The organism is Streptomyces sp. NPDC049954 (genome assembly GCF_040656295.1).
GTDB lineage: Bacteria > Actinomycetota > Actinomycetes > Streptomycetales > Streptomycetaceae > Streptomyces.
Genome location: NZ_JBFALS010000003.1, coordinates 224,525 through 237,447 on the forward strand (window position 1 = coordinate 224,525; position 12,923 = coordinate 237,447).

Sequence of the window (12,923 nt, forward strand, 5' to 3'; positions counted from 1 at the left end):
GCGGGTGTCGTAGGCTGGCACTCCATGGCAATAAGCACCTCGCTGTGGTCCTTCGCCCTGGTGGTAGGGCTTCTCACTCTGACCCCCGGCCTCGACACCACGCTGATCCTCCGCACCTCGGCCCTCGGCCGGCGCAGGCGAGCCTGGGGCGTCGTCCTCGGCATCCAGTCCGGCACCCTGGTGTGGGGCGCGCTCACCTCCCTGGGCGTGACCGCGCTCCTCACGGCGTCGCACCTCGCCTACACGGCGTTGCGCTGGGCCGGTGCCGCCTATCTCGTCTGGATGGGCGCCCGCATGCTGCGGGACACCTTCCGGGGCGCGTCCCCGGCCGAGGCCGGCGGCCCCGGCCCCGTCAGCGGGAAGGACTCGGTCGCCGGGGGCTGGAGGCAGGGGACACTCACCAACCTCCTCAACCCGAAGATGGGCGCCTTCTACGTCGCCGTCCTGCCCCAGTTCGTCCCGGCCGGTGCGAGCCACCTCGCCACGGGGCTGCTGCTCACCTCGGTGCACATCCTCATCGGTCTCCTGTGGTCGGCCGCCCTCATCGGCTTCGCCCGCGTACTGAACGGCTGGCTGCGCAGGCCACAGGCCCGTCGACTGCTCGACCGGATCACCGGGACCGTCGTCGCCGGCTTCGGCATCCGGCTCGCCCTCGGCGACTGAGCCCCGGGCCGCGCCCCCGGCACCGGTGCCGCCACAGCCTGACGACCCGACGTGCGAGGGCCCGGCCCCGCCGGGCCGGGCCCCAAGTACGTCCTGCCGCAGGCGAGTCGACGTCAGCGCACCGCGAACGCGCGCACCATGGTCTGGCTCACCGTCGCCCCCTTCCCGTCGGTGAGGGTGATCTCCAGGTGCGCGAACGTGCCGGCCGGTGCGTCGCCCGGCAGGGTGGCGCGCCACGTGCCGTGGGAGTGCGTGACGTCGGCGGTCCGCCAGTCGGTCACCGCCTCGGTGGTGCTCTCGTCGCCGTAGGCGTACCGCACCGTCACGTGGTCCAGGGTCACCGGTCCGTCCGCGCCGTCGGCCACGGCGCTCAGCAGCACGTCCGTGCTCTCGCCCGCGGGCCGGGTGTTGCGCAGGTCGGAGGGCAGGTCGACCACCGGTACGAGCAGGCGCTGGGCGCCCTGGTCGGCCGGGCCCGAGGGGAAGGTCCACGCCGTGGCGTAGGCGAGCCCCGTGCGGTCCAGGGCCGTGGCCGGGCGCCGCCAGGTCTGGCGGAAGGTGACCTCGGCCTTCTCCTGCGGCAGCGTGTAGGTGCCCGAGGTCTGGGGCTGCGGCTCACCGTTCACGAGGAGCTGGCGGGTGGCGTAGTCGCTGGAGCCGCCGGTGTTGTCGTGCCCGCCCGCGTCACCGAACGGGGCGAGGGCGTAGCTCAGGCGGTCTCCGTCGCGCGTCATGAGCGTCCGGGCGTAGGTGTTGCGCACCGGACCGTACGGCGACTTGTACCACTGGGCCGTCGTGCGGCCCTTCGCGAGAGTGCGCGGGCCGTCGTAGCCGGTGCTCGTGTACGGGCCCAGGTCGCGGCGCATCAGCGTCGTCCACGTGAGGCCCTCGGCGCCGGACGGGGTGAAGTACTCGGTGCGCTGCTGCGGCGCGTGCAGCGGCAGCGTCGTGCCGCCCGCCCAGACCGATCCGATGCCCGGCAGCCCCGCCTGCACGTCGGACCAGTACGTCGCGTCGGCCGCGCTCTGGACGTGGTAGCGGGCGTCCGTCGCCGCGAGAGCGGAATCGCGCACCCGGAGGCTGCCCGGCCTGATCGACCCCTGCGAGCTGTACGCGAGGTTGTAGACGTACGGGCTGCGCGCGGTCGCCGTGCCCGACCAGGAGACGGTGGCGGTGCCCCGCGCGGCCTCCGCCTTCAGCGCGAGGGAGTCGGCCCAGGTGACGGTGGCCTGCGGTACGCCCTCGGAGCCGGTCACCTGGAAGCGCCCCGGGGTGTCGGGCTCGGCGGCCAGGACCCCGACGGCCCCGGCCTTCTCGGCGGCCGACGCCCACGTGTACCCGTTGCCGCCGCCGCTGCCCGCGTCGACCAGGGCGACCTTCCCCTTGAGGTCGTGCGCCGCGAAGTTGGCCTCGACGCCCTTGCCGATGGCGACGACCTCGGCCGTGCCCCTGCCGTCGAACTCGGTGCCCTTCTGCACCGGGAGCGGGTCCAGGACGCGGCCGCCGCCGGTGGTGAACGCGGCGGGCGGGGCGGTCTGCCGGGCGGTGGCGAGGAAGGTGAGACCGGCGGCGTGGGCGACCTTCTGCGCGTAGACGCCCTTCACGTACGACGGGACGGAGGTCAGGTAGCCCGCCTTGAGCTGCCCGCTGTCGTCGAGTCCTACGGCGAGACCGATCGCGAACCCGTTCGCCCGGCTCGGCCGGTCGGTGTCCCAGGAGATCCGCTGGGCCGCACGCGCGTCGAGGGTGACCGTCGTGTCCCCGGCGACCTTCACCCCGGGCTCGTAGAGCTGGGACACGGAGGCCACGCTGCCGAGGTTCCCGGCCGCGTCCCGCGTCATGATCACGCCGCTGAGCGCGTACGTGCCCAGCGGGACGCGGATCGTGGTGCTGCCCGGGTCCGGGTAGCCGATGGTGTACCGCGACGCGGTGTCGTGGTGGTCGTCGAACAGCTGGAACGCCGAGGGGGAGACGGCCGGTTCGCCGTGCCGGTCGAGGCCCTTGACGGTGAGGTCGGCGGACGGCTCCTCCATGCGCACGCCGAACGGCACGGTGACGCGGACGCCGTGCGCGCCGACACCGACGAGGCGGCCGGTCACGGTGCCGTAGTCGCCCGCGTCGAGCCGGACGCCCGGATCGATCCTGACCGGGACGTCGGCGCGGCCGTGGGCCGGGACGGTGACGAGGAGCTTGCCGGGACGGGCGAAGCCGGACAGCCGGGAGCCGTCGTCGCCGCGCACGTCCCGCACCGTGAGGGCGAGCGTGACGTCCTTGGCGGTGACGTTGGTCAGCGCGACCGCCTTGTCGACCGGGGCCAGGTTCTTCTGCGGGTACGCGAAGTCGCCGAGCAGCGAGGCCGGTTCACCGGCGACCGGCTCGGACGTCGCCCGCGCCACGTCCATCGGTCCCGCGCCCTGCTCCAGGACGGGCACGTCGGTGGAGGCCGCCGACGAGGTCAGCAGCGCCTTGATCCGTTCGGGGGCGTAGTCCGGGTGCTGCTGGACGAGGAGCGCGGCGCCGCCCGCGACGTGCGGGGTGGCCATCGAGGTGCCGGACATCGTCCGGTACGCCGCCGTGCCCCGGCCGCCCGCGCGTGCGGCGACGACGTCGACGCCCTGCGAGGCGATGTCGGGCTTGGCGCTCCTGCCGTCGACGGACGGTCCGCGGCTGGAGAAGGAAGCCGTCGCGCCGTGCCGGTCGAGCGCGCCCACGGTCAGCGCGCTCGGCGCGCAGCCCGGAGTGGAGACGGTGCCGCGCAGCGAGGCGTTGCCCGCGGCGACGACGAACAGCGCCTTGTCGCTGAGGCGTTGCACGGCGTCCACGTCCGGGCCCGCGCAACTGGTGGCGCCGTCGGAGCCGAGCGACATGGAGACGACGTCGGCGCCCTCGGCGACGGCCCACTCCATGCCCTCGACGATGCCGCTGAGCGTGCCGGAGCCGTCGTCGCCGAGCACCTTGCCGATGAGCAGCCCGGCCCCGGGCGCCATACCCGCGTACCTCCCGTTGGACGCGGCACCCGTACCGGCGACGGTCGACGCGGTGTGCGTGCCGTGGCCGGTGCGGTCCTCGGCGTCCGCACCGGTGACGAAGACCTTCGTCCCCGCGATCCGCCCGGCGAGGTCGGGGTGGTCCGCGTCGACACCGGTGTCCAGGACCGCGACCTTCACGCCGGAGCCGTCGAGTCCCGCCCGGTGGGCGGTGTCGGCCCCGGTGAGCGGGACGGTCGGGGCGGGCAGGCCGGTGACGGCGGTGCCCCGGACCTTCGCGTCGAGCCAGATCCTGCTGACGCCGCCCGCGCTCCGGGACTGCTTCGCGTCCGTGGGGGCGAGGTCCGCCCAGGCCGCCTCCGCCGTCTTCTTGGTGACGGCCAGTCCGGCGCCGCCGATGGAGTCGAGGCTCGCGGTGGCCCTGACGCCCGGGGTGGCGGCGCGGGGCGAGCGGCCGCCCGCGTACTCGACCACGACGGGCACGGAGTCCGTGTGCGCGTCGTCGTACCCGTCGGCGACGAGCGCGCCGATGTCGAACAGGCGCGGATCGACGAGACCGGCGTCCACCAGCCTCTCCACGCCCTGCGGGAAGACGTAGGTGCTCCTGCCGTCGCGCCAGGTGGCGGCGGGGTGGTCGGTGCCCTGCGCGGTGCGCGGGGAGGCGGACAGGACGGTGCCGTCGGCGTCCACGCGGGCGTCGACGACATCGCCGGTGACGAGGGTGACGGTCACGGGATGCCCGCCGGTCTCCGGGGCGGGCGCGGTCGAGGGATCGGCGGCGGTCGCGACGGGCACGCCGACGGCGAGCAGCGCGACGGCCACGAGCGAGGCGGCGATCGGCCGCCGGGGTCTGCTGCGTCTCACAGATGTCTCCAGGTGGTCCGGGGCCCCTGAGGGCGGGTACGGCCGGAGTGCGGGTGAGCAGCAGCGTCGCCAATCGCCGTGCGCCGTGGGGGGTTTGCCGCTGGCGAGAGAGCGCCATGACGTATTCGCGACAGCCGCGCGCGGGCCCGTCAGAGGTGGGCGGACGGCGGGGACGGGGGTGACGGTGGTGGCTCACCTGGCGACACTGGAGACATGTCGTCCGATCTTGGAATACCCCTCCGGCAGACCGCCGGCCCCGCCGCCTCCCCGTCGCCCCACCCCGCCGACGCCCCCGACCCGACCGGCCTGCGCTCCCGCCTCACGGAGCTGCGGGAAGACCTGCGCAGGACCGACGCCTCACTGGACCGGCTGCTCACCGAGTGGCGCCCCGGGCAGAGCGGGGACCCGTACGTCACGGTCACCGAGGGCCGCCGGGCGCAGGCCCGCCGCGTCCACGAGCTGGAGTACGGGGCGCGCTCGACGCTGCTCGTCTTCCAGTCGGGGGCGAACACGGTCGCGCCCGTGCCGACGACACTGCCCGACCCCGAGAACCCCTCGGCCGAGGAGCCGGACCCGGCACACGAAGCCGGACCGGGGGAGGGGAGCGCGGAGCCGGAACCGATGCGCAAGGACGGGAACCCCGACGCCGCCTACCGCGTCGTCGTGGACCGCGCCTTCCTGTCCGAACCGGCCGCGCTGCGCGCGCTCGACCTGCGCCTCGCACGCGGACACGACGTGCGCGTCGTGGACCAGCCGTTGATCAAACTGGTCGTCGCGGACGGCGAGCGGGCCCTGGTGCAGCTGGAGCCCGAGCGGTCGATGGAGCTGCGCCCGCCGCTCGTGCTCCTGGCCACCGAGCTGTTCGAGTCGGTGTGGCGCCGCTCCCGCCCCTACCTGCGCGAGGACGGCGACCTCGGTCCCACGGACCGGCGCATCCTCCAACTGATGCTGTCCGGACTCACCGACGCGGCGACGGCCCACCAACTGGGCACGTCGCCGCGCACGGTGCAGCGCCGGGTGCGCGCGCTCATGGACCTGACCGCCGTGACCTCCCGGGTCCAGCTGGGCTGGTACGCGATGCGCAACAACTGGGTGTGACACGGCGGTCCTGGCCCCCGGGCGGTGGCGTCACATGAGGTCGAGGTAGTCCTCCAGGGTCCTTCCGTGCCACTTCTTCACCGGGTCGGTGTAGTGGTCGGCCGTGGAGTTCTGCCGGAGGTAGTTCGCCTTCACCCAGGCCAGGTCCTTCCTGCCGACCGTGCCGTCGTGGTCGATGTCGGCGGCCCTGCTGTACGTGGTGCGGGCCGCGTACACGGCCGCCGCGTCCCGGACGTCGACGACGTCGTCGCCGTTGACGTCACCGGCCACCAGAGCCGGGTCAGAACCGGCGCTGGTGCCCGCCGTCCCGAAGGCGCCGTGCAGCGCGAGGCCGACGTCCTCGTGCCACGTGAAGTGCCCCGGCACCGCGACCTCGAACCGGTAGGGCTCGTCAGCCGGTTGGATGCCGTCGGCCGACATCCGGGCCGTGGAGTCCGCCGTCAGCGCCCGGCTCGTGCCGTCGGGGGCGGTGAGCTTCGCCCGGAATCCGTCGGCGCTGTAGTCGCGACCGGTGTCGAAGGCGTAGCCCTTGGTGAGCAGCGCCTCGGCGGCGGGCCGCGCGCTGAACGAGGAGGTGGCGTTGAGCAGCCGCACGGAACCGTAGAACTGGATGTTCAGCGGCACCTTGGTGCCCGAGGTGTCGACGGCGGAGGTGGTGCCGGTGATCAGGCCCGCCGAGGCCGTCCCCGGCCGCCCGGTGACCTCGTAGGTGACCTTGAGCAGCGGCATCGAGTCGGCGGTCAGGCCGTCGGGGTCCGGCACGTCGAAGGCGACGGTGCGGTACGAGGACGATCCGGCGGACACGTCGGCGGTGGTACGCACGGCGGACGGGTCGTGGGCGGCGAGTTCGCCGGTCGGCGCGATGTCGAGCAGCTTCATGACGTCGGCGTTGTAGCGGATCTGGGTGGTGTACGACTTCCAGTGCCTGAGGTCGTGCGCGGTCAGCGTGTAGGTGACCTTGTCGCCGGGCCGGGCGGCGGCGGCCCCCGCGTCCCCGACGACGTACGGCACGTCGTCCTTGACGGTGTTGATGACGCGGACGCCGCCGATGTTCCCCGCGGCGTCGGCGGGCCACAGCTTGAACGTCGCGGTGGGCGGTCCGGCGCTCAGCGGCAGTTCGGCGTCCACCGTGCCGTCGGCGGCCACCGGGGCCCGGCCGGTGGGGGCGTTGGCGTTGTTGTACGAGTAGTGCAGGACGTTGTCGTCCTGGCCGATGTCGAGCCCGGAGGCGTGGATGGCGCCGGTCTCCCCGTCGCGCAGCGTGCCGCCCACGTGGAACGTGGTGTCGGCGGCCGGGTGTTCGACGACGACCGGGTGGGCCGGGTCCCAGGTCCCGTACGGGTCGTCGTAGGAGGGGACCTTGGAGTCGACGTAGATGTCGCGCAGTGCGGTGTCGGTCCCGCCGTCCGCGTCGGTCCCGACGATCCGCAGCCGGTAGGCGCCGTCCGGCATCCAGCGGCCGCGCGGGTCGACCGGGGTGGCCTTGTCGCCGGTGAGCGGGAAGTACCAGGGGCCCACGGTGGCCGGGCCGTACAGGACGCCCTCGGTCAGGCCCGTGGTGTTGACGCCGCCGACGTAGCCGAGGTCCCTGCCCTTCTTGTCGGTGAGGAAGATGTCGACGCTGCGCAGCTGTCCGGCCATCTTCAGGTCGAAGGTGGCCGCCCCGCCGCCGACGGCTCCGTCGGGCGAGTTGCGGCCCGTGGACAGCACCGGCTTGGTCATGTCCAGCTCGGCGAAGCCGGACCTGGCGACGCGCAGGCCGAACGGGACGCGCAGCGCCGCTGCGTCGGTGCCCTTGACCGGGGTCGCGGTGACGTGGCCCTCGTAGGAGCCGGCGGGGGCGCCCGCGGGCACGCGCAGCTCGGCGTGGAGCGTGCGCCTGCCCCGCGCGCCGACGGTCACCCTGCCCTCCGTCGTGAGGGTGACGTGCGCCGCCGCCGCGTCCTCGGAGCCGCCCGAGCCACGGCTGAAGCCGGTGGCGATCTCGTAAGTGACGGGCTTGCGGCCCTCGTTGACCAGGGTCAGCCCGCGCTGGCGGCTGCTCTTCTGACCGAGCGGGAGGACGCCGAGGTCCAGGGCGCCGGTGCGCTCGTCCAGCCGGGTCGAGGTGCCGTCGAGCGTGACGTAGGGCGTGGTGGCGGGGACCTGGAGCGTGGCCGTGGTGTGCACGGCGGCGTACGGGTCGACGGCGCCCGCGCCCTGGTCGAAGACGCTGACCTCGCCGGGCAGCGCGGTGGCCGTGTTCATGAGGGCCGTCTTGATCCCGTCGGGCGTGAGACCGGGATCGTGCTGGAGCATCAGGGCGGCCGTACCGGCGAGGAAGGGTGTCGCCATGGAGGTGCCGCTGAGACGGGCGTACGCGTACGTGTAGTCGCCGCCGGCCGGGTCGACGACGTCCGCAGGGACGGACGACAGGACGCTGACGCCGGGACCGGTGATCTCCGGCTTGATGGCGCTGGTGCCGTAGACCGGGCCGCGCGAGCTGAAGTCGGCGAGGGCTCCGCTGCCGAGCCGGAAGGTGCCGGCGGCGGTGAAGGAGACCGGCGCGTCCGCGGCGGCGAGCGCGGCGCCGTCGGTGGCGGTCACCGAGAAGGCCGGCACGTAGGACGGGCCCTCACCGATGTAGAACGGGATGTGCCCCTCGTCGGCGTCGGCGTCGTCGTTGACGAGGAGGACGGCGGCGGCGCCCTCGCTGCGGGCGCGCCGCACCTTCTCGTCGAGAGTGATGCCGCCCCGCCTCACCAGGGCGGCCTTGCCGGTGACGTCCTTGCCGGAGTAGCCGGCCGCGGTGCCGGTACCGGCGTCGACGACCGGGAGGCTCGTACCGTCGAGCCTGTCGAGGGCGTCGCCGTAGGGCTGGGCGAGCAGCCGTCCCTGAGCCTTCGCGGCACCGGCGGTCAGCGTGTACGCGGGCAGGGTCAGCGGCGCGTCGTGGGCGCCGACGGTGAGCGGCAGCGCGGCGGCGCCCGGCGTGGCGAGGCTCCGGGCGTCCGGACCGCTGTTGCCGGCGGCTATGACGGTGGTGACCCCGGCCAGCACCAGGTTGTCCGCGGCCAGGGCCTCCGGGCTGAGCGGGTCGTTGACGGAGGCGCCGAGCGACATGTTGACGACGTCCATGCCGTCTTCCGCGGCCCGGTCCATGGCCGCGAGGATGTCGCTGGTGCTGCCGCCGCCGTAGGGGCCGAGCGCGCGGTACGCGTAGAGCCGGGCGCCGGGGGCCACACCGTGCGCGGCCCGGTCCACGGCCCGGTCGCCCTGCCCGGCGATGATGCCGGCGACGTGGGTCCCGTGCTGGGTGTAGTAGGTCTCCCCGCCGTTCGTCTCCGCCTGGCCGGACGCCTTCCAGTCGGCGTAGGTGGTCTCCATCGGGTCGGAGTCGTCGTCGACGAAGTCGTACCCGCCCTGGTAGACCGCCCGCAGATCGGGGTGGTGGTAGTCGATGCCGGTGTCGATGACGCCGACCTTGACGCCCTTGCCCGTGACGCCTTCGGCGTGCAGGCGGGTGAGGGCCTCGTCGTCGGCGGAGGTGTCCGTCCCGCCGACGGCGGCACCGGTGGCGGCCTGACCGTGGTCGGCGAGCGCCTTCACCTTCGTGTCCGGCCAGACGGCGGTGACCTCGTCGTGGTCGAGCAGGTCGGCGATGCGGTTGCCGGGGAGGCTCAGGCTCACGCCGTCGAAGCTGCGGGTGTAACTGCGGTGGATGTGAACGGCGTTGCCGCTCCCGGCGGCGCCCTTGGAGCCGGAGCCGGAGCCGGGCTTCGCGGACTTCCCGGACGGAGACGTGGTCTTGGTCTCGGTCTTGGGGAACATGCCGTCCAGCGCCCCCTGGAACGTCTGATGCGCCTTCTGCACCGCGGCGTTGGCGTCCGCGTCGCTGAGGCTGCGCCCGTCGGCGGCGGCGAGCAGCCTCGCGGTGCGGGCCGGGGGTGTCCTGAGCTGGACGATGACGTTCACGGGCCGGTCGGAGCGGAGGGCCGCCCGGTCCGTGACGTGCAGGCCGCCCAGGTCAAGGGCGGCCATCCGGTGCAGGGCGTCGATCTCCTGGCCGTCGAGCGAGGCGAGCACCTCGCGCGCGCTCGGCCGGGCGTCCGGGGCGGGCGCGGCGGCCGTCGCCGTGACGGGCAGAGCCGCGCCGGCCACGAGGGCGACGGCCGCCGCCACCACGGTGAGCCGTCTGAGTCCGGGGTCGTACGTCATGGTCGGGTGCTCCGCTCTGCGCTGCGAGAGGCCGCCCGCCGCTGCGTCGGGGCGGGAGAGGACGTCGCACGAGCATGCTGGAGCGGATGATCGTCACGGAAGGGCGGCCCCTGGCGGAAACACGACGTGGCAGCAAGTCGCCAGCGGTTCGCGGCCTTTGCCCCCGTCCGCAGTACGGCGCGAAGCGTCCGTGGCCACCGCGACGGAGCGACGGGCCGCCACTGCGACGGAGCGACGGGCCGCCACTGCGGCAGGGCGACAGTCTGCCACTGCGGCCCGGCAACGGCCCGCGCTCACCGGCGGCTTGCCCGTCCCGAGGCCCGGTCCGGGCGGACGCGGAGGGTGCTTCCCCACGGAGAGTGCCGGCTTCACTGAGGTCAATGGCCGGACACACGTCGGACACGTCGGACACGGCCCCGGGCCCGCCCGCGAGGCGGGGCGCGCGGCCGTCACAGCCAGCCGTTGGCCTCCGCGAGCCGGGCCGCCTCGGCACGGGTGCGGGCCCGCGTCTTGCCGATCGCCGAGGACAGGTGGTTGCGCACGGTGCCCTGGGACAGCCGGAGCGCCCTCGCGATGTCCGCCACGGTGCCGCCCTCGGCGGCGGCGCGTAGCACGTCCGCCTCGCGCCCGGTCAGCGGGCTCGTACCGCCGGCCAGCGCTTCCGCGGCGAGGGCCGGGTCCACGAAACGCAGGCCGGAGTGGACGCGGCGGATCGCGTCGACCAGCTGCTCGGGCGGGGAGTCCTTCACGACGTACCCGGCCGCGCCCGCCGCCATCGCCCGCGAGAGGTAGCCGGGCCTGCTGAACGTCGTGCAGATGACGGTGCGGCAGCCGGGCAGCGCCCGGTGGAGGTCGGCGGCGACGGTCAGGCCGTCCCGGCCGGGCATCTGCACGTCGAGCAGCGCGATGTCGGGCGCGGTGCGCCGCGCGGCGGCCAGCACCTCGGCACCGTCACCGATCTCGGCGACCACGTCGAGGTCGGACTCCAGCCGGAGCACGGCCGCGAGGGCGCCGCGTACGAGTGCCTGGTCGTCGGCCAGCAGGACACGGATCATGTCGGCTCGGCTTCCTGCGAGGGTGAGGGCGCGGGACCGGTGGCCGGGGCCGGACCGCGGGCGACGACCCGGAAACCGCCGCCGGGAGCAGGCCCGTGTTCGAGGGTGCCCGACACGGCGGCCAGCCGTTCGGCGAGGCCGGTGAGCCCGTTCCCGGCGCTCGCCCCGCCGCTGGAACTGCCGTTGTCGACGACCTCGACCCAGTCGGGCCCGACGCGGACAGCGCACACTTCGGCGTCGGAGTGGCGCAGCACGTTGGTCACCGCCTCCCGTACGACGTAGCCGAACACCTCGCGCAGCCCGCCGCGCACGGCGTCGGTTTCGGCGGGCAGATCGGCCCGTACCCCGGCGGCACGCAGGGCCAGGCGGGCGCCGGCCAGCTCGCTGTCCAGCGACAGGGTGCGGTAGTCCGAAACGGTGGCCCGTATGTCGGACAGCGCCGTGCGCGCCATGTTCTCCAGCTCGGTGACCTGGCCGACCGCGAGGGCCACGTCCCCCGAGGACTCCAGGATGCGCCGCGTCAGCCCCAGTTTGACCGTCATCGTGGAGAGGCTGTGGCCGAGGATGTCGTGCATGTCCCGCGCGACACGTGCCCGTTCCTCGTTCACGGCCAGCCTCCTGACCTGCTCGCGCGCCGCCCGCAGGTGACCGATCGTGAAGCTGAGCGCGAAGACGGTGCCGAGTGCCGCGGTCACGCCGACGAGGACGGCCACCTGCACCCAGGCCACCTCCCCCCGGGCGAGGCTCATCCAGAGGATCTGCCCCAGCACCGTGACGAGGCCCAGCAGCAGCGAACGGCGCAGCGGCAGCAGCATGAGCCCGATCGCGAGGGCGTAGGTCAGATCGGTCAGATGGGACGGCGACGCGAGAAGCACCGCCGGTGCGGCCCCGAGCAGGAACACCACGGCCACCATGGCGACGCGCCCCCGGCGCCGCGCCACCGGCCCGTACCAGGCGGCCAGTACGCAGCCGACGCCGTAGCAGGCGACGAGGCCGATCGCGAACGAGGTGAGCAGGGGAGACCCGGAGCCGTGCGCGATGTCCTCGGCCCGTGCGATCAGGGTGAGGGAGGCCAGCGACACGGCCGTGGCGACGGCCACGCGGCCCCGGTTGCGGGCCCCGCCGCCGTCCGGCTGATCCTTCCAGAAACTCCAGTCCGGCCACTGGCCGACGGAGAACTCGTCCGGATCACGTGCAGCCACGTCGGCCATGGTACGGCCCGGCCGCCCCAGGGGTGGGCAGGCTGCGGCCCGGGATGCGGCAGTCATACGGGCGAGCAGCGCCCACCCCTGGCCGGCGCCCCCGTCCGGAACGTCACCCGGTCATGCATGACATTTGGCAGGGGTCCGGCCGGTGGGCCGATGGTGGGATGAGGCCATGCTGCATGCGAAGAGGATCCGTCCGCCCAGCCAGGAGTACGAGTTCACCGAGGACGGCCGGGCACTGACGACGCTCACGTTGCGCGGCGGCGGCTTCGGAGCGCGGTTCACCCTGCACGGGGTCGACTACCTCGTCCGCACCCACCGCTTCAGCGGCGTCTACGCCCTGCACGACGCCACCGGGACGGCCGTCGCGACCACGGACCGGGTGCGCCGACGCTGGAACATCACCTCCCCCGGGAGGGTCGTCCGATTCCGCCGGACCGCGGCGGCCGACCGGGAGTACACCATGCTCGGCGAGGACGGTGAGCCCGCGGGCACGATCCGCCGCACCGGACACGTCCACACCGAGGCGACCGCCGACCTGCCGGGCCTGGAACCCGCGCTCCAGGTCTTCGCGCTCCTCGTCGTACTGCTGCGCAGGCGGCGCAAGCGGACAGCGGCGGCCGTCCGCTCGACCTCCCTCACGGGCGGCTGACACCCGGGCGGAGCGCGCAGACAGCCCCTGCCACCACGGCCTTGGCCGCCGATTCGTGGCGCCCCGAAACCGGCGTCACGGAAAAGGACGTTCCGTGTCACTGCTGCGGAGAGATTCTCAGGGTTCGACGATCATCCCTGGCAGCCTCCCTCCCACGACTAGCGTTGCGCAGGGACCGGGCTGAGCGACGCGGTTGGCGGCC

7 protein-coding genes are annotated in these 12,923 nt (G+C 74.1%); 3 read left to right on the forward strand and 4 right to left on the reverse strand.

The genetic code is table 11. From position 1 onward, the window contains the following. Nucleotides 1-24 precede the first annotated feature (24 nt). On the forward strand, nucleotides 25-663 hold the full coding sequence (locus AB0J21_RS07510; RefSeq protein WP_363144902.1) for a LysE family translocator: 639 nt from the start codon (nucleotides 25-27) through the stop codon (nucleotides 661-663). Between the two features lie 113 nt (nucleotides 664-776). Here AB0J21_RS07510 and AB0J21_RS07515 read toward each other — a convergent pair whose 3' ends face one another. Further along, nucleotides 777-4,514, reverse strand: coding sequence for a S8 family serine peptidase (locus tag AB0J21_RS07515; protein ID WP_363144903.1), 3,738 nt, complete (start codon nucleotides 4,512-4,514; stop codon nucleotides 777-779). A gap of 213 nt (nucleotides 4,515-4,727) precedes the next feature. On the opposite strand from AB0J21_RS07515, the gene AB0J21_RS07520 reads away from it, so the two are divergent. After that, complete coding sequence (locus tag AB0J21_RS07520; RefSeq protein ID WP_363144904.1) at nucleotides 4,728-5,612, forward strand: helix-turn-helix transcriptional regulator; 885 nt, start codon at nucleotides 4,728-4,730, stop codon at nucleotides 5,610-5,612. Nucleotides 5,613-5,642: 30 nt separating this feature from the next. On the opposite strand, the gene AB0J21_RS07525 is transcribed toward AB0J21_RS07520, so the two are convergent. The 3 genes from AB0J21_RS07525 to AB0J21_RS07535 form a co-directional block, all read right to left on the reverse strand. Next, nucleotides 5,643-9,809 carry a S8 family serine peptidase gene (locus AB0J21_RS07525; RefSeq protein WP_363144905.1) on the reverse strand — a complete coding sequence of 1,389 codons (4,167 nt, stop codon included), beginning with the start codon at nucleotides 9,807-9,809 and terminating at the stop codon, nucleotides 5,643-5,645. Between the two features lie 449 nt (nucleotides 9,810-10,258). Continuing rightward, a complete protein-coding gene (locus AB0J21_RS07530; protein WP_363144906.1) occupies nucleotides 10,259-10,864 on the reverse strand; it encodes a response regulator transcription factor in 606 nt (201 codons plus the stop codon). Further along, nucleotides 10,861-12,075, reverse strand: coding sequence for a histidine kinase (locus tag AB0J21_RS07535; protein ID WP_363144907.1), 1,215 nt, complete (start codon nucleotides 12,073-12,075; stop codon nucleotides 10,861-10,863). The genes AB0J21_RS07530 and AB0J21_RS07535 overlap by 4 nt, the downstream gene beginning before the upstream one ends. A 166-nt stretch (nucleotides 12,076-12,241) precedes the next feature. On the opposite strand from AB0J21_RS07535, the gene AB0J21_RS07540 reads away from it, so the two are divergent. Next, nucleotides 12,242-12,721, forward strand: a complete 480-nt coding sequence (locus tag AB0J21_RS07540) for a hypothetical protein (RefSeq protein ID WP_363144908.1) — start codon at nucleotides 12,242-12,244, stop codon at nucleotides 12,719-12,721. Nucleotides 12,722-12,923: the final 202 nt, after the last annotated feature.